At 75.9% G+C, this 22,115-nt stretch carries 11 protein-coding genes; 2 read left to right on the top strand and 9 right to left on the bottom strand.

Annotated features, from left to right (window positions below):
- Nucleotides 1-89: 89 nt before the first annotated feature.
- Nucleotides 90-575, bottom strand: a complete 486-nt coding sequence (locus ACFV0G_RS13270; RefSeq protein ID WP_380546000.1) for an FBP domain-containing protein — start codon at nt 573-575, stop codon at nt 90-92.
- Nucleotides 576-647: 72 nt separating this feature from the next.
- Between ACFV0G_RS13270 and ACFV0G_RS13265 the strand changes: the two genes are divergently transcribed.
- Nucleotides 648-1,217, top strand: coding sequence for a TetR/AcrR family transcriptional regulator (locus ACFV0G_RS13265; protein ID WP_380546002.1), 570 nt, complete (start codon nt 648-650; stop codon nt 1,215-1,217).
- A gap of 64 nt (nt 1,218-1,281) precedes the next feature.
- Here ACFV0G_RS13265 and ACFV0G_RS13260 read toward each other — a convergent pair whose 3' ends face one another.
- From ACFV0G_RS13260 to ACFV0G_RS13225, 8 genes are all read right to left on the bottom strand, one after another.
- A complete protein-coding gene (locus ACFV0G_RS13260) occupies nt 1,282-1,479 on the bottom strand; it encodes a hypothetical protein (protein WP_380545998.1) in 198 nt (65 codons plus the stop codon).
- Between the two features lie 47 nt (nt 1,480-1,526).
- The gene (locus tag ACFV0G_RS13255; RefSeq protein WP_380545996.1) at nt 1,527-2,246 is read right to left on the bottom strand and encodes a hypothetical protein; all 720 of its coding nucleotides are present in this window, start codon (nt 2,244-2,246) and stop codon (nt 1,527-1,529) included.
- Nucleotides 2,247-2,306: 60 nt separating this feature from the next.
- Nucleotides 2,307-2,795, bottom strand: a complete 489-nt coding sequence (locus ACFV0G_RS13250) for a GNAT family N-acetyltransferase (protein WP_380545994.1) — start codon at nt 2,793-2,795, stop codon at nt 2,307-2,309.
- A 167-nt stretch (nt 2,796-2,962) separates the two neighbouring features.
- Nucleotides 2,963-3,979, bottom strand: a complete 1,017-nt coding sequence (locus ACFV0G_RS13245; RefSeq protein WP_380545992.1) for a hypothetical protein — start codon at nt 3,977-3,979, stop codon at nt 2,963-2,965.
- Between the two features lie 15 nt (nt 3,980-3,994).
- Entirely contained in the window at nt 3,995-5,989 is a 1,995-nt protein-coding gene (locus tag ACFV0G_RS13240; RefSeq protein WP_380545990.1) for a hypothetical protein, read from the bottom strand.
- Between the two features lie 192 nt (nt 5,990-6,181).
- On the bottom strand, nt 6,182-6,745 hold the full coding sequence (locus tag ACFV0G_RS13235; RefSeq protein WP_380545988.1) for a HutD family protein: 564 nt from the start codon (nt 6,743-6,745) through the stop codon (nt 6,182-6,184).
- Nucleotides 6,746-6,817: 72 nt separating this feature from the next.
- The gene (locus ACFV0G_RS13230; RefSeq protein ID WP_380545986.1) at nt 6,818-7,336 is read right to left on the bottom strand and encodes a SixA phosphatase family protein; all 519 of its coding nucleotides are present in this window, start codon (nt 7,334-7,336) and stop codon (nt 6,818-6,820) included.
- Nucleotides 7,337-7,426: 90 nt separating this feature from the next.
- Nucleotides 7,427-7,864, bottom strand: a complete 438-nt coding sequence (locus ACFV0G_RS13225; RefSeq protein ID WP_380545984.1) for a VOC family protein — start codon at nt 7,862-7,864, stop codon at nt 7,427-7,429.
- Between the two features lie 410 nt (nt 7,865-8,274).
- Here ACFV0G_RS13225 and ACFV0G_RS13220 point away from each other — a divergent pair.
- A partial coding sequence (locus ACFV0G_RS13220) for a type I polyketide synthase (RefSeq protein ID WP_380545982.1) occupies nt 8,275-22,115 on the top strand: 13,841 nt, incomplete at its 3' end.

Below are 22,115 nucleotides of genomic sequence, written 5' to 3'. Positions count from 1 at the left end.
CGCCCCACCTTCCGCCCGCCGGGGTGCTCCGTCGTGCCGCGCACGCCGACGGCGGGCGGACCGTCCGGGGCGTGGCCGGGAGGCGCCGGTCAGGACGTGACCTTGGCGATGAACGCGGCGAGGTTCGCCGTGGTGCGCCGGATCTTCTCCTCCAGGGTGAGCGACTCGTGGATCCGTGTGCCGGCCTCCCGCACGCCGCGGACGTACAGCGAGCAGGCCAGGTCGCTGCACATGTAGGCGCCCACCGAGTTGCCCTGCCGCCCGGCCGGCCCGGCCTTCGGGGCGACCATCAGCGAGACCCCGCCGGTGTGGGTGGTCACGCACAGTGAGCACATGCTGCGTCGGGCCTGCCAGGAGGCGGCGCTCGGGCAGCGGAGGGCGAGGCCCTGCGGGCGGCCGTCGAGCACGGTCACGAGGTAGGCGCGGTCCGGGGCCTGCGGATCCCGCCAGCCGAGGAAGTCCAGGTCGTCCCACGGCTGCTCGGCCAGGTCGCGGGGGACGGACAGGCGCTTCGCCTCGCCCTTGGTGCAGTTCACGAACGCGGTACGGATGTCTTGCTCGGTCAGTGCTCTCATGGAACGGCAGGCTAATTTGCCTAAAGCTTTTAGGCAAATGCATAATGGGTTTCGCCGATTGGGAGGAACGTGATGGTTCGAGTGGGGCTGACCGCGGAGCGCCTGACCCGCGCCGGGGCGGAGCTGGCCGACGAGGTCGGCTTCGAGGAGGTGACCGTCTCGGCACTTGCGCGGAGGTTCGACGTCAAGGTCGCGAGCCTGTACTCGCACCTGAAGAACTCCCAGGACCTCAAGACCAGGATCACCCTGCTCGCCCTGGAGGAGCTCGCCGACCGGGTCTCCGCGGCGCTCGCCGGGCGCGCCGGCCGGGACGCCCTGGCCGCGTTCGCGAACGCCTACCGCGACTACGCCCGGGAGCATCCCGGCCGGTACGCCGCTGCGCAGTTCCGGCTCGACGCCGAGACGGCGGCCGCCAGCGCGGGCGTCCGCCACGCGCAGATGAGCCGCGCCGTCCTGCGCGGCTACGACCTCACCGAGCCGGACCAGACGCACGCCGTCCGGATGCTCGGCAGCGTCTTCCACGGCTACATCAGCCTGGAGTCCGGCGGGGGCTTCGACCACACCGCCGCCGACCCGCAGGAATCGTGGGAGTGGATCATCGACTCCGTCGACACCCTGTTGCGGAGCCGGACGACGCGCTGACCGGCCCCGGCGGGCAGTGGCCCCCGTCGGCCGCAGCGGGGTCGGGGTATCGGGTGCGGGTCCGTCAGAGGTGCTGGCGGTACTGCCGGTAGGCCAGGACGGCGCCGACGGCGAACGGGCCTGCCACGCTGCCGGCGGTGCCGGCGGACAGCCCGCATGCGTGCAGGACGCCGTAGAGCACGGCGAGGACGAAGAGCGTGGGCAGCAGCTGTGCACCGATGAAGGTGAGGAACGCGCTGACCAGGGCCTTGGTGCGGATCACGGTCGCACCCTAGCGCGCCCCGCGGGCGCCCCGTCACCGGGTCCGGCTCAGTGATCTCCGGCCGGCGGCGGGCTCCCCGGCGAAGCCCGGGCCCCGGCGGAGTCGGCCCACCGGAGCGGCCCCGAGGTGAGCAGGTTCTGATGGGGCTCGAACTGGAACTGCAGGGGCGGGGCCAAGTCGCCGAACGAGGTCCGGAACGCGTGCGGCGACTGCGCCAGTCGCTGCAGGACCTGCGCCGCGCCGTCGTCGCCGCCCCGTGCGGGCGCCGGGGCCGCGCTGCCCCGAACACCCGCATGCGGGTGGCCGAGCCAGGTGCGGGTGTCCCCGCCGCGATGGCCGATGGCGATCAGAATCGTCGCCAGGTCGTAGGGGGAGTCGGCGGCTCGGCCGACAGGCAGCCGGCCGTCCAGTTCCGCAGATCCGGCGTACGGTCCGCCACCCGGGTCCGGATCCGCCGCCCGGTCGCCGAGATCGGCGGCGACGGCGACTGCGTACAGGTACACGAGCATCGCGTCCGCCAGTGCGGGATCGTCCGGTCCCAGCAGCGGATCGTCCAGGAGGTCGACGACGAGCAGGGCGGTCGGCGCCGTCGCGGGCCAGGCTCGGCCGTCGCGGCGGAGCGTCGTCGACCAGAGGTGCGCGTACCCGCCGACGAAGGCCCCGGCATCATCGCCCAGGAGTGCTTCGAGCTGCCACGGCGTGTCAGTGGCGGGCCCCAGGGCATCGAACAGCCCGGACCAGCCCACGTCCTCCGTGCGCTCGGCCATGACGGGGATGGTGTCACAGCGCCCCGGCCGCCACCCGATCGGTGTCCGCCCCGGGGACGGTCAGAGGGTGCGGTGCATGATGTGCAGGCCGACGTAGCCCTCCGTCGGGTGGTGGAAGCCCTCCGGGAGGGTGCCCAGGATGTCGAAGCCGAGCGAGCGGTAGAGCGCGACCGCGGGCGCGTTGGTCGACACGACGGCGTTGAACTGCATGGCCCGGAAGCCGGCCTCGCGCGCCCACTCCAGGGTGTACGTGCAGAGCGCCCGGCCGACGCCGCGGCCGGAATGGGCCGGGTCGACCATGTAGCTGGCGCTCGCGATGTGCGCTGCGTTGCCCAGGTGGTTGCTGTTCATCTTCGCGGTGCCCAGGATCGCCCCGGCCTCGTCCACGGCGACGACCGTGCGGTTCGGCGCCGACAGGAGCCACCAGGAGCGGGCCTCCTCCTCGCCGAGGTCGGTCGGGTAGGTGAAGGTCTCGCCCGCCGCGACGATCCGGTGGAAGAAGGGCCAGATGAGCGGCCAGTCCGCAAGGTGGGCTTCCCTGATCAGCATCCGGACAGCATGTCCGACCGGCCCGGCTGCCCGCCAGCGGATTTCTGCTGTGAGGTCCCCGGGGAAAGGTGCGGGGCACGCACCTTCACGACATGGGCCCGGCCACCGGACCGCCGGTCGACGGGCAGGCCGAGCCGTCACCCGACCCCGCCGTGTGCGCAGGGGCGTCAGAGCGTCAGCGAGAGCAGCGTGTAGCCGCCGATGTCGATGTCGTCGGTGACCTGGGTGAGGCGGTGGACGAGGGCCGCCCCGCCGGTGGTGCCGAGGGGCGCGGTCAGTTCGACGGTGGCGACCCCGGCGGCGGGGAGGTCGGCCTCGGCGATCGGCCGGCCGAAGTCGTGGCCGGGAGCGCGGCGTTCGCGCAGTTCGGCCAGGACCGTGTGCGGGTACCCGCCGGAGCGGGCATCGGGGTCGGCGGACGTGTCGCCGATCTGCAGGCCCTGGCCCGGCTCCCGGGGGGAGACCTCTGCGCCCAGGGCGGCGAGCGGTGCGGCGAGCACCGGGTCGTCGACGTGGAGCAGGATGTCGGCCGGGGCGAGCGGCAGCCCGAAGCCGGGGATCCGTTCGAACCCGGTGACCTGGAAGGTGCGGACGCAGAGGGTCGTCCGGACCTCCTCGGGGAACGGGTTGGCCAGGGTGAGGACGATCCGCTGCGGCTCGCCCTGCGGCGGCAGCACGGTGACGTTGCGCTGGCCCACGTGCCGGTCCAGGTCGGGTCGGAAGGTGCTGGTCAGCGGGTCCGACAGCGAGGCGACCTCGACCACCAGGCACTCGTGGCCGCCGTTGACGAACTGCGGCGTCCAGGGCGTCGTGCAGGCGAGCGTCTCGGCGAGTCCCGCGGCGATCGGGGTGCGGTCCGAGGTGCCGATGAACGTGGCCTGCTGGGGCGTCAGCCCGGCGGACGGGTCGGCCCACCAGAACTGGGCGCGCACGCCCGGGGCGGCCGCATGGCCGAGGTTCTGCGCGGTCACCGACACCGTCACGGTGTCACCGGCCTGCACCCGGCCCCAGGCGTCGGCGGGTGCCACCGCGATGTCCGGACAGGCGTAGTAGACGGCGCCGGCGGGCAGCGGCCGCGATCCCTGGTCCCCGGGTGCGGCCCGGACGACGAGCCACGGGGTGTAGGTCGGGGGCGGTCCCTCGCCCTGGGGGCGCCGGGGCGTGTCACCGGTCGGCGGGGTCATGGCGGGCCTCCCTCCTCATTCCCGGACGACGGGGCCGGGCAGGCCGGCCGGGTCCCGGAAGACCCAGGTCGGCCAGCCGATGCCGCGGTCGCCGCCGAGGTCCCAGTCGAGGAGCTTCGTCGTGGGGCTGCCGATCAGGGCGACCGCGACGTCCACGGCGTTGCCGAAGGCGCCCTGCGGGATGCCGCCGGCCTCCGCTCGCTGCATCCGCCGCTCCCACTCGTCCGGGTCGAGGACGCTGGGCTTGCCGGCCGGCGCGGCGAGCGGGTTGTCCTGGGTGGACGGGAACCGCGGCACCGCGCCCGGCCCGGCGTCGGTGAAGCTGAAGCCGTCCACGAAGTGCAGCGGCCACCACGGCCCCTCCGGGTACGACAGCTGCCTCGGCGGCTCCAGCGGCTCGGTCGGGTACTGCGGCCAGTTGCTCTCGTTCGGCGGCACCGGGCTCCACAGCGCGGCCGGGTACGCGTCGCCCTCCTGCGCCGACGGGCTGCGGCAGGTGCCGAGCGCGGAGTCCGGCGGGACGATCGTGCCCCAGGTCTGGAACTGGATCTCGTTGTGGGCGAGTTGCACCGCGTACGGCGGGCCGAGCCCGCTCGTGCTGAGCAGGTCGTGGAAGGCGTTCTCCAGCCGGGCGAGGAAGGAGTCCGTCCAGCCGGACTGGCAGCGCAGGTTGTCCCAGTCGGGGTCGGTGGCGTCGTCGAGCAGCTCGACCGCCGCCCAGATCAGCAGCGCCGCGGCGGCCAGCCCGCTCAGCAGGTACTCCGCCACGCCGAGGATCGCCACCACGATGGCGCTCGCGATCTCCGGGATCGAGGGGTCGGGCTGGGCGATCGGCGGCTGCGGGACGGCCGTGCCGCCGACGACGATGCTGCCGTCCACCTCGACCCAGTCGGGCCGGTCCCCGCAGGCGTCCGGCTCCTGGATCCGGTGCGGCGGCGTCGAGCCGAGCAGGGCGGCCGAGCTGGTGATCCAGGTGGTCAGCCAGGTCATCGCGTACGCGCCGTCGAGGCCCGGCCCGTCGACGCCCGGCGAGGCCGGGGTGCCGACCGCATCGCGGTAGCTGTCCAGCCAGATCGTCACCAGCTCGGGGGGCAGGAAGCCGGTGAGCGGGACACCGTCGCGGACGGCGTTCAGCACCGGGTCCGGTGCGATCCCCCCGATGGCGAAGCGGTCCTGGAGTTCGGAACCGGCGATGTCGTTCCACGTCCCGCACGGCGGGAGCGGCACCCGCCCGCCGGTGCCGGGCGGGAAGACGATCTCCTGGCCCGCGGCACGTACCCGCTCCCTGGTGCGGTAATAGCCCCACACCCAGGCGTCCACGTGGTGCGACACCCAGCGGTGGCGCCACCAGTGGGTCCGGTACGGCGCCCCCACGACGCCGTTGATGAAGGGGTTCCCGCACAGCGCACCGGCGTACCCCACGGCGGCTCCCAGCCCGAAGGCCCGGATCCGCGGGTCGCCCGAGGCGGCGGCCTTCGTCCGCAGCGCGTCCCAGAAGGCCCCGGTGCGGTGGCCGTGCACGGTGTCGCGGGGCGCCCAGTGGCCGGCCGGCGGGGCCTTGGGCAGGGGGCGGGTCTTGAGGATCGCGTCCTTCAGCGAGGAGCGGAGGCCGCTGATCGAGGCGAACTGCGCCTGCAGGGCTGTCACCACGGCGGGCAGCCCCTGGAGGTCGTCCTTCATCGCCAGGAGCGCCAGTTTGTCCTTGTCGCGCACGGCCTTCTCGAAGCGGCGGAGCACGTCCTTCAGCGTGCGGAGGTTCGCCGCCATGCCCGGGGTGCCGGGGGTTCCCGCGAGTAACCCGAGGATCGGCGACCACACGCCGAACATCGGCGCGTTCGAGCCGCCGGCCGGGGCCGACGGGTGGGTCGGCAGGAAGTCCCCGAGCGCCGGGCCGAGCGCACCGAGCCGGAAGAACGGCAGGTCGGCGCCGTCGGGAACGGGGCTGCCGCCGGCGCGGAGGGAGTCGAGAACGAGATCTGCCACCGTCAGCTGCGTGGGCACGCCGGTCACGTCGCTTCACCTCTTCAAGGGAGCCGACGGCGGCCACAGGCGCTGGCGTTGCGTCATGCTCCGCCGCGGGCCGTACGAGCGCGGTACTTCCACCGTGCCTCCGGCGTGGCGCGGGCGCAATCGGGACGGCCGCGCCCCCGCCGGGCCGGTCGTGCGGTGGAGGCGTGGACGTCGCCGGGGCGGCCGGGGCGGTCAGGCGGTGTGGCGGATCGTCACGACGGCGGTGGTGCCGTCGGCGCGGACGAGGTCGGGGCCGGTGGGGAGGACGGCGGCGTCGAAGCGGTCGAGGTGCAGGCCGGCGGCGTCGAGGGTGGCGGTGCCGGAGAGGCAGACGACGAGCACGGTGGTGCCGTCGACCGGTTCTACGGGCAGCACGGTGTCGGTGGTGTCGACCCGGGCGGTGGCCCGGCCGCGCCGGGTCATCACGTTGAAGTCGACGACCGGGCCGGCCAGCAGCCGGCAGTCGGTGGTGGCGTCACCGGGGAACGCGAAGGGCTGGAACGGCCGGTCGAGGACGCGCTCGGCGCCGTCCACGGTGAGGGCCATGCCGGCCCCGTCGACCAGGGTGATCACCCGGTCGACGTCGGGGAAGACGGAGAACGGTCCGCCACCGGCGACGTCCGCCAGGCTGATCCGCCAGTCGAAGTCGGTCATCGGTGCCGCCGCCGGCCGGACGGCGATCTCCCGGGTCACGCCGCCGCCGTTGAGCCAGGGCGTGGCCGGCCGGTCCTCGGCCCGCAGTACCTCCAGGGTCACGTGTCCCGTCCCGTCCCGGTCGTTCCGTGTGCTTGCGGGCCGATTCTGCCACGCCCGCGGCGGACGGCCGGCTCAGCCGCGGGGCACGGCGAAGTCCAGCAGCCGGGCGGTGCGCGCGACGGTCTCCCGCCACGGGCGGTCGAGCGCGAGGACGGCGATGCCGCTGGTGGGGTACTTGGTCCGCAGCCGTGCCATGGCCTCGCCGCCGTTGCCGGTGGCCAGCAGCTCCACCAGGTCCTGCACGCCGGGCTGATGCCCGACCAGCAGGGCGCAGCCCACCGCCGGGTCCAGCTCGCGGACCACCTCAATCAGGCTGCCCGTGTCGGCGGCGTAGATCCGGTCGTCGAAGACGGCCTGCGGTGCCGCGTCCCACTGCGCCGCGGCCAGCTCGAAGGTCTGCCTGGTCCGGAGGGCGGGCGAGCAGACCGCGGTGTCCGGGACGAGCCCTTCCTCGCGCAGCCACCGGCCGGCCGCCGGCGCGTCCCGCAGCCCGCGCGGCCCGAGCGGCCGGCGGTGGTCGGGCACGCCGTCGGGCCAGGCGGACTTCGCGTGCCGCAGCACGACCAGCGTTCGGGGCGTCGACTCGGTCACACCCCGTATCCTCCCCGCCCGCGCCCGGGACGGCCACTCCCGTGCCCGGGCCCGCGGGGCGCTCCTCGGTGAAGTGGCCGAGCGGGGTGGTCAGGACGACGCGGCCGCGGCCACGCAGAACTCGTTGCCCTCCGGGTCGGCCATCACGATGTGGTGGCCGTCGAACTCCGCCAGGACGGTGCCGCCCGCCGCCACCAGCCGCGCGGACTCCGCCCGGATCCGGGCCCACCGCTCCGCGGGGCCGCCGTGGCCCGGCACCCGGACGTCGATGTGCAGCCGGTTCTTCGCCGCCTTCGGCTCGGGGACCCGGAGGACGGACAGCCGCGGGCCGACACCGGCGGGGTCGCAGAGCCACGCCGCGTCGTCCACCGCGTCGTCCGCGGGCAGGCCGAGGCTCGCGAACCACTCCGCGCGGGTGCGGAACGGCGCGGGCGGCGGGGCGTCGACGTAGCCCAGCGCCGTCCGCCAGAACGCGCCGAGCAGCCGGGCGTCCGCGCAGTCGAGGGTCAGCGAGATCGTGTTCGCCATGGCCGCACGCTACTGCGCCGGTCCGACGGCCGCCGCGAGCCGGCCCGTCGACGCCCCCGCCGACCTCCCGGAACGAGGCGCCGCGCCGCGGTTCGTAGGGGAGCGGTAGGGGTTGTTCGGCCCAGGGGCGGCTCTTAGCGTGGCGCCGGAAATGGTTTCCGATGAGCTGGGGGAGCGTCGCAGGCGGCAGGCGGATCGGGCCTGCCGGCGAACGCCGGGTTCGGACACCGTGAGGCCTCCGGCGGGGTACCCGCTCCTGCGCGGAGCGGCGACCGCCCGGGGCCTTCCGGCTGCCCGGACCGCTTTCGCCGCGGCGCTGCCCCGCCACGTCCCGCCGCCCGGTCGGACCAGCCCTGCACGGGGCGAACATCCGCTCGCAGCCGCAAGGCCGTAAAGAGGTCACAGTAACGATGGCGAATGAAGAGACACTCCGCGGCTACCTCAAGCGGGTGACGGCCGATCTGGCCCAGACGCGGCTGCGCCTGCGGGAGGCCGAGGCCAGGGACCAGGAACCGATCGCCATCGTCGGGATGAGCTGCCGCTACCCCGGCGGGGTGCGCTCGCCCGAGGACCTGTGGCAGTTGGTGGCGTCGGGCGGTGACGCGATGTCCGGCTTCCCGGCCGACCGCGGCTGGGACCTGGAGAACCTCTACCACCCCGACCCGGACCACCCGGGCACCTGCTACACCCGCGAGGGCGGGTTCATCCACGACCTCGCCCGGTTCGATCCCGCCGTGTTCGGCATCTCGCCGCGCGAGGCGCTGGCGATGGACCCGCAGCAGCGGCTGCTGCTGGAGACCTCCTGGGAGGCGTTCGAGCGGGCCGGCATCGACCCGCTGTCGCTGCACGGCACCCGGACCGGCGTCTTCGCCGGGACCAGCGGGCAGGACTACCTGACCGTCCTGCTCGGTTCCACCGACGACGTCGAGGGCTACCTCGGCACCGGGATCGCCGCCTCCGTGGTCTCCGGCCGGATCGCGTACAGCCTGGGCCTGGAGGGGCCGGCGGTCACCGTCGACACCGCCTGCTCCTCCTCCCTCGTCGCCCTGCACCTGGCCGTGCAGGCCCTGCGCAACGGCGAGTGCGGGCTCGCCCTGGCCGGCGGCGTGACCGTGATGAACGCCCCGGGCACCTTCGTGGACTTCAGCCGCCAGCGGGGCCTGGCCGCCGACGGCCGGTGCAAGTCCTTCGCGGACGCGGCGGACGGCACCGGCTGGGCCGAGGGCGCCGGCATGGTGCTGGTCGAGCGGCTCTCCGACGCCCGTCGCAACGGCCACCCGGTGCTGGCGATCGTCCGCGGCTCCGCCGTCAACCAGGACGGCGCCTCCAACGGCCTCACCGCCCCGAACGGCCCCTCCCAGCAGCGCGTGATCCTGCAGGCGCTGGCCAGTGCCAGGCTGACGCCCGACCAGGTGGACGCGGTCGAGGCGCACGGCACCGGCACCACCCTCGGCGACCCGATCGAGGCCCAGGCGATCATCGACTCGTACGGCCGGGACCGGCCCGAGGGCCGCCCGCTCTACCTCGGCTCGCTGAAGTCCAACATCGGCCACAGCCAGGCCGCGGCGGGCATCGGCGGCGTCATCAAGTCGGTCATGGCGATCCGGCACGGGCTGCTGCCGCAGACCCTGCACGTGGACCGGCCGACCGGCAACGTCGACTGGTCGGCCGGGGCGGTGGAACTCCTCACCGAGGCCCGCCCCTGGCCGGAGACCGGCGCGCCGCGCCGGGTCGGCATCTCCTCGTTCGGGTTCAGCGGCACCAACGCCCACACCATCATCGAGCAGGCGCCGCCGGAGGCCGAGCCGGCACCGGACGGGATCGACCCGGCGCCCGGCGCGCTGCCGTGGCTGCTCGCCGGCAAGGGCGAGGCCGCGCTGCAGGCCCAGGCCGCGCGCCTGCGGGAGCGCCTGACGGCCGCACCCGAACTCCGTCCGCTGGACGTCGCGTACACCCTGGCGACCGGCCGTGCGGCGCTGGAGCAGCGTGCGGTGCTGGTCGGGGACGGCCGCGAGGAGCTCCTGACCGCGCTGGACGCCCTGGCGGCGGGCGGGAGTTCGGCCGACCTGCTGCTCGGCTCGCCGGTCGAGGGCCGCACCGCCTTCCTCTTCACCGGCCAGGGCAGCCAGCGGGCCGGGATGGGCCTCGAACTGTACGGCGCCCACCCGGTGTTCGCGGCGGCCTTCGACGCGGTCTGCGCGGAGCTGGACCCGCTGCTGGAGCGGCCGCTGCGCGAGGCGATCGTGGATGCCGAGCTGATCAACGAGACGGGGTTCACCCAGCCGGCGCTGTTCGCGCTGGAGGTGGCGCTCTACCGGCTCGTCGAGTCGTGGGGTGTGCGGCCGGACTTCCTGGCCGGGCACTCGACCGGTGAGATCGCTGCCGCGCACGTGGCGGGCGTCTTCTCGCTGGCGGATGCTGCGCGGCTGGTGGCGGCGCGGGGCCGGCTGATGCAGGCGCTGCCGAGCGGCGGCGCGATGGTCGCGATTCAGGCCTCCGAGGCGGAGGTGCTGCCGCTGCTCACCGAGGGCGTCGGCATCGCCGCGGTCAACGGGCCCACGTCCGTGGTGATCTCGGGCGCCGAGGATGCCGTCCTGGCGGTGCTGGAGCAGCTGCCGGGCCGCAAGTCCAGGCGGCTGACGGTCAGTCACGCCTTCCACTCGCCGCTGATGGACGGCATGCTGGAGGAATTCCGCGCGGTCGCCGCGCAGGTGGCCTACACGGCCCCGCGGATCCCCGTCGTCTCCACCCTCACCGGGGCGCTCGCCGCGGAGGAGCTGACCGACCCCGACCACTGGGTGCGCCATGTCCGCGAGGCCGTCCGGTTCGCCGACGCCGTGGCCGCTCTGGAGGGCGAAGGCGTCCGGACGTTCCTGGAGATCGGCCCCGGTGGCACGCTGACCGCCCTCGGCCAGGAGTGCGCGGCGCACCGCGACTCCGCCTTCACGGCGGCCCTGCGCGCCGACCGGCCCGAGGTGCGCGCGCTGACCACCGCGCTCGGCCGGCTCCAGGTGCGCGGGGTGGGGCTCGACTGGCAGGCGTACTTCGCCGGCACCGGCGCGCGCCGGGTCGACCTGCCGACCTACGCCTTCCAGCAGCGCCGGTTCTGGCCCACCGCCGGGGCCTGGGACGAGGGAACCGGCGCCGGCACGACGGCCGGCTCGCCGGCGGACGAACAGTTCTGGGCGGCCGTCGAACGCGGCGACCTGGAGGCGCTCACCACGACCCTGGCCGTCGCCGGGGACCAGCCGCTCCACGCCGTCCTGCCCGCGCTGACCGCTTGGCGCCGCAGCAGCCGGTTGCGCTCGACCGTCGACGACTGGCGCTACCGGATCACCTGGCGTCCCGTCCCGGACGCGCCGACCGGCCGGCTCACCGGCCCCTGGCTGCTCATCACCCCGGCCGAGGGCGCCGCGGACGCCGACGAGTGGAGCTCCGCGGCCGCCGCGGCCCTGACCCGGCGCGGCGTGCCCGTCCGGCACCTCGCCGTCGACCCCGCCGCCACCGACCGGGCCGCGCTCGCCGACCTGCTGCGCACCGAACTGGCCGATGAGGGGGGAGACTTCGGCGGGGTGCTCTCGCTGCTCCCGCTGGCCGCCGGAACGCACCCGGAGCACCCGTCCGCGCCGCTCGCGCTGACCGGGACGCTCGCCCTCGTCCAGGCGCTCGGCGACGCCGGAATCGAGGCCCCGCTCTGGTGCGCCACTCGCGGCGCCGTCACCACCGGCGGCCCGGACCGGCTGGAGAACGCCGTCCAGGCCCAGGTCTGGGGCCTCGGCCGGGTCGTCGTCCAGGAGTACCCGGACCGCTGGGGCGGCCTGATCGACCTGCCGCCCACCCCGGACGAGCGGGCCCAGGACCGGCTCGCCGCCGTGCTCGCCGGCCTCGGCGCCGAGGACCACCTGGCGATCCGCCCCTCCGGCATCCTGGCCCGCCGACTGGTCCGCGCCCCGCGCACCGAGGCCCCGGCCGAGGGCTGGTCGCCGCGCGGCACCGCCCTGGTCACCGGTGGCACCGGGGCGCTCGGCGCCCACGTCGCCCGCTGGCTGGCCGGCCGCGGCGCCGAGCACCTGGTGCTGACCAGCCGCCGCGGCCGCGACGCCGCCGGCGTGGCCGAGCTGGAGGCCGAACTCACCGCACTGGGCGCCCGGGTGACCGTCGCCGCGTGCGACGTCACCGACCGCGCCGCACTCGCCGGCCTGCTGGCGTCCGTCCCCGAGCAGTACCCGCTGACCACCGTCGTCCACGCGGCCGGCGTGCTCGACGACGGCGTGCTGGACGCCCTCACCCCGGAGCGCCTCGCCGGGGTGCTCGGCCCCAAGGTCGACGCCGCCGTCAACCTGCACGAACTCACCCGCGGGCTCGACCTCTCGGCGTTCGTGATGTTCTCCTCCTTCGCCGGCACCTTCGGAGGCCCCGGCCAGGGCAACTACGCAGCCGCCAACGCGTTCCTGGACGCGCTCGCCGAGCAGCGCCGCGCCGCCGGCCTGCCCGCCACCGCGATGGCCTGGGGCGCCTGGGCCGAGGGCGGCATGGCGGTCGACGACACCGTCAAGGACCGGCTGCGCCGCGGCGGCGTACCCGCCCTCGACCCGGCCACCGCCATCGCCGCCATGCAGCACGCCCTCGACCTCGACGAGACCTTCTCCCTCGTGGTGGACGTGCTGTGGGACCGCTTCGCGCCCCAGTTCACCGGCATACGCGCCAGCACACTCTTCGACGAACTGCCCGAGGCGCTGCAGGCCGTGGCCGCCGCCGACAGCGAGTACGGCGAGCAGTCCGGCGGTTCGACGTTCCAGCAGCGGCTGGCCGCCGCGGCGGAGAGCGAGCGGCCGCGCCTGGCACTGGACTTCGTCCGCACCCAGGTGGCCGCCGTGCTCGGCCACGCCGGCCCGCAGGACGTCGAACCCTCCCGGGCCTTCCGCGAGTTGGGCTTCGACTCGCTGACCGCCGTCGAACTGCGCAACCTGCTCGTCGCGCTCACCGGCCTGCGGCTGCCCGCCACCCTCGTCTTCGACCACCCCAACGCGACCGCCCTGGCCGACCTGCTCTGCGCCGAACTGCTCGGCGCCGCCGCCCCGGCCGCCGGGCGGACCGAGCGTACCGGGAGCGCCGCCGCGGACGACGAGCCGATCGCCATCGTCGGCATGGGCTGCCGCTTCGGCGGCGGCGTGGACTCGCCCGAGGCGCTGTGGCGCCTGCTCGCCGACGGCACCGATGCGCTGGTCCCCTTCCCCGGCGACCGCGGCTGGGACCTCGACGCCGTCTACCACCCCGACCCGGACCACCCGGACACCAGCTACGTCCGCGAGGGCGGATTCCTGCACGACGCCGGCGCGTTCGACCCCGGCTTCTTCGGCATCTCGCCGCGCGAGGCGCTGGCGATGGACCCGCAGCAGCGGCTGCTGCTGGAGACCGCCTGGGAGACGATCGAACGGGCCGGCATCGACCCGACCACCCTGCGCGGCAGCCGCACCGGCGTCTTCGCCGGCACCAACGGCCAGGACTACCTGCCGCTCGTCGTCAGTGCGCCGGACGGCTCCGAGGGCTTCCTCGGCACCGGCAACGCGGCCAGTGTGCTCTCCGGCCGGATCGCGTACACGCTGGGCCTGGAGGGCCCGGCGGTCACCGTCGACACGGCCTGCTCGTCCTCGCTGGTCGCCCTGCACTGGGCCGTCCAGGCGCTGCGCTCGGGCGAGTGCGAACTGGCGCTCGCCGGAGGCGTCACCGTGATGTCCACCCCCGGCAACTTCATCGACTTCAGCCGCCAGCGGGGTCTGGCCGCGGACGGCCGCTGCAAGGCCTTCGCCGCCGCGGCCGACGGCACCGGCTGGGGCGAGGGCGTCGGCCTGCTGCTGGTCGAGCGGCTCTCCGACGCGCAGCGCAACGGGCACCCCGTGCTGGCGCTGGTCCGCGGCTCCGCCGTCAACCAGGACGGCGCCTCCAACGGCCTCACCGCCCCGAACGGCCCCTCCCAGCAGCGGGTGATCCGCCAGGCACTCGCCGCGGCGGGCCTGTCGGGCCCGGAGATCGACGCGGTGGAGGCGCACGGCACCGGCACCGCGCTCGGCGACCCGATCGAGGCGCAGGCACTGCTCGCCACGTACGGGCAGGACCGGCCGGCCGAACAGCCGCTCTGGCTCGGCTCGGTGAAGTCCAACCTCGGCCACACCCAGGCCGCCGCCGGCGTGGCCGGCATCATCAAGATGGTGCTCGCCATGCAGCACGGCATCCTGCCGCGGACCCTGCACGTGGACGAGCCGTCGCCGAACGTCGACTGGGCGGCCGGCGCTGTCGAACTGCTCACCGAGGCCCGCCCCTGGCCGGAGACCGGCCGTCCCCGCCGGGCCGGCGTCTCCTCCTTCGGCGTGAGCGGCACCAATGCGCACACCGTCCTCGAACAGGCCCCGGCACCCGGTCCCGCGCCCCTGCCGGCACCCGCGGACACCGCCCCGGCGGCCGTGCTCTGGCCGCTCTCGGCCCGCAGCGCCGAGGCGCTGTGCGGCCAGGCCGCCCGCCTGGCGGCGCTGTTCGCCGAGCAGCCCGTCCCGGACCCGGCCGACCTCGGCCTCTCGCTGGCCACCACTCGCGCCGCCCTCGAACACCGGGCCCTGATCACGGGCGCGGACGGGGCTGCCCGGCTGGCCGCACTGACCGCCCTCGCCGAGGGCGCCGAGGCGCCCGGGCTGGTGCGCGGCACCGCGGCGCTCGGCCGGACCGCCTTCCTGTTCACCGGCCAGGGCAGCCAGCGCGCCGGCATGGGCGAGGAGCTGTACGCCGCCCACCCGGCGTTCGCGCAGGCCTTCGACACCGTCTGCGCGGAGCTGGACCGCCACCTGGACCGCCCGCTGCGCGAGGCGCTCGCCGACCCGGACCTGATCGACCGGACGGCGTACGCCCAGCCGGCGTTGTTCGCCGTCGAGGTGGCGCTGTTCCGCCTGCTGGAGGCCTGGGGCCTGCACCCGGACGTGCTCGCCGGCCACTCGGTCGGTGAACTGGCCGCGGCGCACGTGGCCGGGGTGATGTCGCTGGCGGATGCTGCGCGGCTGGTGGCGGCGCGGGGCCGGCTGATGCAGGCGCTGCCGAGCGGCGGCGCGATGGTCGCGATTCAGGCCTCCGAGGCGGAGGTGCTGCCGCTGCTCACCGAGGGCGTCGGCATCGCCGCGGTCAACGGGCCCACGTCCGTGGTGATCTCGGGCGCCGAGGATGCCGTCCTGGCGGTGCTGGAGCAGCTGCCGGGCCGCAAGTCCAGGCGGCTGACGGTCAGTCACGCCTTCCACTCGCCGCTGATGGACGGCATGCTGGAGGAGTTCCGCGCGGTCGCCGTGCAGGTGCGGTACGAGGTGCCCCGCATCCCGATCGTCTCCACGCTCACCGGTCTCGCCGTGTCCGCCGAACTCACCGACCCCGACCACTGGGTGCGCCACGTCCGCGAGGCCGTCCGCTTTGCCGACGCCGTCCGGGCCCTCGACTCCCAGGGCGTCACCACCTACCTGGAGCTCGGCCCCGACGCCGTCCTCAGCGCCCTCGCCCAGGAGTCCACCACCGGACCGGCCGCGTTCCTGCCGGTGCTGCGCCAAGGCCGCCCGGAGCAGCAGACGCTCACCGACGCGCTCGCCGGGGCGTACGTCCGCGGTGCGAATCCGAACTGGCCCGCGGTGTTCGCCGGGCAGGGCGCCCGCCGGGTCGACCTGCCCACCTACGCCTTCCAGCGCGAGCGCTACTGGCCCGATGTCCCGCCGGTCGACGCGGGCGACGTCACGCTGGCGGGCCTCGGCGCCACCGGCCATCCGCTGCTCGGCGCCGCCGCCGAACTCCCCGACTCCGGCGGCCTGGTGTTCACCGGGCGGCTCGCCCTGGGCACCCACCCCTGGCTGGCCGACCACACCGTGATGGGTTCGGTGCTGCTGCCCGGCACCGCCTTCGTCGAACTCGCCCTGCGCGCCGGCGACCAGGTCGGCTGCGACCTGCTGGAGGAACTCACCCTCGCCGCACCGCTGGTGCTGCCCCCGCAGGGCGGCGTCCAGCTGCGGCTGACCCTCGGTGCACCCGCCGCCGACGGCCGCCGCGACCTCAGCCTGCACTCCCGCCGCGAGGACCTCCCCGCCGAGGAACCGTGGACCCGGCACGCCACCGGCGTGCTCGCCACGGCCGGCACCCCCGCGCCCGCACCCGCGGCCGGCCCCTGGCCGCCGGTCGGCGCCGTCGAGGCCGACCTGGCGGGCCGCTACGAGGCCATGGTCGCGGTCGGCTTCGACTACGGCCCGTCCTTCCAGGGCCTGCACCGGGCCTGGCGGCACGACGGTGAGGTGTACGCCGAACTGCGCCTGCCGCAGCGGGCCGAGGCCGACGCCGCCCGCTTCGGCCTGCACCCCGCACTGCTCGACTCCGCCCTGCACACCCTCGGGCTGACCGTCGCCGACGGCGCCGACTGGCAGGCCGGACTGCCGTTCTCCTGGACGGGCGTCCGCCTGCACGCCGCCGGGGCCGCCGCCCTCCGCGCCCGGGTCACCCCGCACGGCGCGGACGGCGTCACCCTGCGCCTGGACGCCGAGGACGGCCGGCCCGTCGCCACCGTCGACGCGCTGGTCCTGCGGCCGGTGACCGCCGAGCAGGTGCACGCCGCGCAGACCGTCCACCACGAGTCGCTGTTCCGCCCGGAATGGGTCGCGCTGCCCCTCGGCGGACCCGCGGCACCCGGCGGCGAGCGCTGGGCCGTGCTCGGCGGCGACGCCCCGGCCGGCCTCGGCCTCCCCGTGGAGCACCACCGTGACCTGGCCGCACTCGCCTCGGCGGGCCCCGTGCCCGACGTGGTGCTCGCCCCCTGCCTTCCGTCCGCCGACCCGGACCCGGCGGCGACCGCCGGGACGCTGCACCGGGTGCTCGCCCTGGTCCAGGGCTGGCTCGCCGACGAGCGGACCGCCGACGGCCACTTGGTGGTGCTCACCCGGGGCGCCGTCGCCACCGCCGCCGACGCGGACGTCACCGACCCGGCGCACGCCGCCGCCTGGGGCCTGGTCCGCTCCGCGCAGACCGAGAACCCCGGCCGCATCAGCCTGATCGACCTCGACGACGACCCGGCCTCCGCGCGCGCCCTCGCCGCCGCGCTCGACGCCGGGGAGCCGCAGCTCGCCCTGCGCAGCGGCACCCCGCACGCTCTGCGGCTGGCCCGGGTCGCCGTCCCCACGGCCGAGTCCGCACCGCCCGCCGACGCGACCGCCTTCGACCCGGACGGCACCGTCCTGATCACCGGCGGCACCGGTGCGCTCGGCGCGCTGCTGGCCCGTCACCTGGTCGGCCGGCACGGCGTGCGGCACCTGCTGCTGACCAGCCGGCGGGGCGCCGACGCCCCCGGCGCGGCCGAGCTGCTCGCCGACCTGGCCGCGCTCGGCGCCGAGGCGACCGTCACGGCCTGCGACACCGGCGACCGGGCGGCGCTCGCGGAGCTGCTCGCCGCCGTCCCGGCCGACCGCCCGCTCACCGCCGTCCTGCACACCGCCGGCGTCACCGACGACGGCGTGATCGGCTCACTCACCCCGGACCGGCTGGACGCCGTCCTGCGCCCGAAGGCCGACGGCGCCCGGCACCTGCACGAGCTCACCGCCGGGCTCGACCTCGCGGCCTTCGTGCTCTTCTCCTCCGCCGCCGGCCTCTTCGGCGGCCCCGGACAGGGCAACTACGCGGCCGCCAACGCCGCCCTGGACGCCCTCGCCGAGCACCGCCGGGCCCAGGGGCTGCCCGCCACCTCCCTCGCCTGGGGCCTGTGGGCGCAGGCCAGCGGCGTCAGCGGCCACCTCACCGAGAACGACCTCGCCCGAATGGAGCGCTCCGGCCTCGGCCCGCTCTCCAGCGAGGAGGGCCTGGCCCTGTTCGACGCCGCCCTCGCCGCCCGGCGGGCGCAGGACGGCGGCGCCGTCCTCGTCCCGATGCGGATCAGCACCGCCGTCCTGCGGGCCAGGGCCGCCGACGGGCAGGTCCCCCCGCTGCTGCGCGGACTGGTCCGCGCCCCGCTGCGCCGGGCCGTCCGCACCGCCGACGGCGCGGCCGCGTCCGGCGCCGCCGGGCAGCTCGCCGACCGGCTCGCCCCGCTGAGCCCCGCCGAGCAGGAACGCGAGCTGCTCGACCTCGTCCGCGGCCGGGTCGCCGCCGTCCTCGGCTACCCGAACGCCGCCGCCGTCGACGCCGAACGGGCCTTCAAGGAGCTCGGCTTCGACTCGCTGACCGCCGTCGAACTGCGCAACCAGGTCGGCGCGGCGAGCGGACTGCGGCTGCCCGCCACCCTCGTCTTCGACTACCCCAGCCCCGCCGCACTCGCCGTCCACCTGCGTGCCGAACTCCTCGGCGACCGCCCCGACACCGCCGACCGCGCACCCGCCGCTCCCGCCACCGGGGGCGACGACGACCCGATCGCCATCGTCGGCATGGCCTGCCGCTACCCCGGCGACATCGACTCGCCCGAGGAGCTCTGGCAGCTCGTCGCGGGCGGCCGGGACGGCATCTCGACCTTCCCCACCGACCGCGGCTGGGACCTCGACGCGCTCTACCACCCGGACCCGGACCACCCCGGCACCTCGTACACCCGCGAGGGCGGCTTCCTGCACGACGCCACCTACTTCGACCCGGCGTTCTTCGGCATCTCGCCGCGCGAGGCGCTCGCCATGGACCCGCAGCAGCGCCTGCTGCTGGAGACCACCTGGGAGGTCTTCGAACGCGCCGGCATCGACCCGGCCACCGTCCGCGGCAGCCGCACCGGCGTCTTCGCCGGCGTGATGTACCACGACTACGGCACCCGGCTGCGCGCCGCGCCCGACGAGGTCGAGGGCTACCTCGGCACCGGCAGCTCCAGCAGCGTGGTCTCCGGGCGCGTCGCGTACACCTTCGGGCTGGAGGGTCCGGCGGTCACCGTCGACACGGCCTGTTCGTCCTCGCTGGTGGCGCTCCACCTGGCCGTGCAGGCGCTGCGCAGCGGCGAGTGCACGATGGCGCTGGCCGGCGGTGTGACGGTGATGTTCACCCCCGGCACGTTCGTGGAGTTCAGCCGCCAGCGCGGCCTCGCCGAGGACGGCCGCTGCAAGTCGTTCGCCGCGGCCGCCGACGGCACCGGCTGGGGCGAGGGCGCGGGCATGCTGCTCGTCGAACGCCTCTCGGACGCCCGCCGCAACGGCCACCGGGTGCTGGCGATCGTCCGCGGCTCGGCGATCAACCAGGACGGCGCCTCCAACGGCCTCACCGCCCCGAACGGCCCCTCCCAGCAGCGGGTCATCCGGCAGGCCCTGGCCGACGCCCGGCTGTCCGCCGACGAGGTGGACGCGGTGGAGGCGCACGGCACCGGTACCACGCTCGGCGACCCGATCGAGGCGCAGGCCCTGCTCGCCACCTACGGGCAGGAGCATCCCGCCGACCGGCCGCTCTGGCTCGGCTCGGTGAAGTCCAACCTCGGCCACACCCAGGCCGCCGCCGGCGTGGGGGGCGTGATCAAGATGGTGATGGCGATGCGCCACGGCGTGCTGCCGCGGACGCTGCACGTGGACGAGCCCTCGCCGCACGTCGACTGGTCGGCGGGCGCCGTCGAGCTGCTCACCGACTCCGTCCCCTGGCCGCGGACCGGCCGGCCGCGCCGTGCCGCGGTCTCCTCCTTCGGCATCAGCGGCACCAACGCCCACACCGTGCTGGAGGAGGCCCCGTCGGCCGAGCCCGTCGCGCCCGCCGCCGAGCCCGCCGAGGTGCCGCCGCCCGTCCTGGTGTGGCCGCTCTCCGCCAAGGGCGACCCGGCCCTGCGCGGCCAGGCCGCCCGCCTGCTGGCGTACCTCGCGGACCGCCCCGAGCCGGCACTGCAGGAGGTCGGCCGGGCCCTGGCCACCACCCGCGCCACCCTGGAGCAGCGCGCCGTCCTGGTCGCCGCCGGGCACGGCGACCTGCTGGCGGCCCTGACCGCCCTGGCCGAGGGAGCGGAGGCGCCCGGCCTGGTCCGCGGCTCGGCCGCACCCGGCCGCACCGCCTTCCTGTTCACCGGCCAGGGCAGCCAGCGGGCCGGCATGGGCGAGGAACTGTCCGCGGCCTTCCCGGTGTTCGCCGACGCCTTCGACACCGTCTGCGCGGAGCTGGACCGCCACCTGGACCGTCCGCTGCGCGAGGCGATCGCGGACGCCGAGCTGATCAACGAGACGGCGTACACCCAGCCGGCCCTGTTCGCCCTGGAGGTGGCGCTCTTCCGGCTGGTGGAGTCCTGGGGCGTCCGGCCCGAGCTCCTCGCCGGTCACTCGATCGGCGAGCTGGCCGCGGCCCATGTCGCCGGCGTGTTCTCGCTGGCCGACGCCGCGAAGCTGGTGGCGGCCCGCGGCCGGCTCATGCAGGCGCTGCCGCGCGGCGGCGCCATGGTCGCCGTCGAGGCGGCGGAGGACGACGTGCTGCCGCTGCTGGTCGACGGCGTCGGCATCGCCGCCGTCAACGGGCCGGCCTCCGTGGTGGTCTCGGGCGTCGAGACCGCCGTGGTCGAGCTTGCCGAGAAGCTCGCCGCGGACGGCCGCCGGACCAAGCGGCTGACCGTCAGCCACGCCTTCCACTCACCCCTGATGGACGGCATGCTCGACGACTTCCGCGCCGTCGCCGAGCAGGTGGCGTACGAGGCACCGCGGATCCCGATCGCCTCCACCCTCACGGGCACACTGGTCGGAGCGGAGCTGACCGACCCGGAGTACTGGGTGCGGCACGTCCGCGAGGCGGTGCGCTTCGCGGACGCCGTTAGGACCTTGGAGGCCGAAGGCGCCACCCGCTATCTGGAGCTCGGCCCCGACGGCGTCCTCAGCGCCCTCGGCCAGGACTGCGTCACCGGTACCGGAGCCGCCTTCCTGCCCGCGCTGCGCCGGGACCGGCCCGAACCCCGGGCCCTGGCCACCGCCCTCGCCGGACTCCACGTCCGCGGCGCCGACGTCGACTGGTCGACGCTCTCCGCCGGCACCGGGGGCGACCGCCGGATCGACCTGCCCACCTACGCCTTCCAGCGGGAGCGGTACTGGCTCGACGCCGGCCTCTCCGCCGGGGACATGGCCTCCGCCGGACTCGACCTGGCCGGCCACCCGCTGCTCGGCGCGGCCGTCGAACTCCCCGACACCGGAGCCCTGGTGTTCACCGGCCGGGTCGCCCGCTCGACCCAGCCCTGGCTGGCCGACCACACCGTGCACGGCTCGACCGTGCTGCCCGGCACGGCCCTCGTGGAGCTCGCGCTCCGCGCCGGCCGGCAGGTCGGCTGTGAGCTGCTCGACGAACTCACCCTGGCCGCACCTCTGGTGCTCCCCGACCGGGGCGGCGTCCAGCTGCGGCTGACCGTCGCCGCCGCCGAGCCGGACGGCCGCCGGGCCCTGGCGCTGTACTCCCGGGTGGAGGACGTCCCCGCCGACGAGCCGTGGACCCGGCACGCCACCGGCCTGCTGGCCGAGGCCGTCCCGGCGGACGGCCTCGCCCTCACCGCCTGGCCCCCGGCCGGCGCCGAACCGGTCGACACCGACGGCCTCTACGCCGCAACCGCCGCCACCGGCCTGGACTACGGGCCGGCCTTCCGGGGCCTGCGCCGCGCCTGGCGGCTGGACGGCGAACTCTTCGCCGAGATCGGCCCCGAGCCCACCGGCCGTCCGCTGGAGACCGCCGCCTTCGGCCTGCACCCCGCGCTGATGGATGCCGCCCTGCACGGCATCGGCCTCGGCGGCCTGGTGCCGGCCGCCGACCGGGACCCGGACCGCCCCCGGCTGCCGTTCTCCTGGACGGGCGTACGGCTGCACGCCTCCGGCGCGGCAGCGCTGCGGGTGCGGCTCGCCCCGGCCGGCCAGGACGCGGTCACGCTGGACCTGGCAGACGGGCACGGCAACCCCGTCGCCACCGTCGACACCCTGGTGCTGCGCGCGGCCTCGGCGGACCAACTGCACACCGCCCGGGACGCGTTCCACGACTCGCTGTTCCGCATTGAGTGGACGGCGCCGGCGGGCACGCCCGCAACGGGCGCCGATGCGGCGGAGGACGGGCAGCCGTGGGCGGTGCTCGGCACCGCCGACGGCCTGGTCGGTCCCGATGGACAGGACCTGCCCGGGTTCCCCGAACTCGCCGTCCTGACCGCGGCCGTGGCCGCCGGAGCGCCCGCACCGGCGACCGTGCTCGTCCCGGCCTTCCCGGCCCGCCCCGACGGCGCGAAGGCCGCCGGCACCGCGGCCGCGGCCCGCGCGGCCGCCCTGCACGCACTCCGCCTCGCCCAGCAGTGGGC

This window comes from Kitasatospora sp. NPDC059571, assembly GCF_042735675.1.
Classification (GTDB): domain Bacteria; phylum Actinomycetota; class Actinomycetes; order Streptomycetales; family Streptomycetaceae; genus Kitasatospora.
This window is presented reverse-complemented; position numbering and strand designations above follow the sequence as displayed.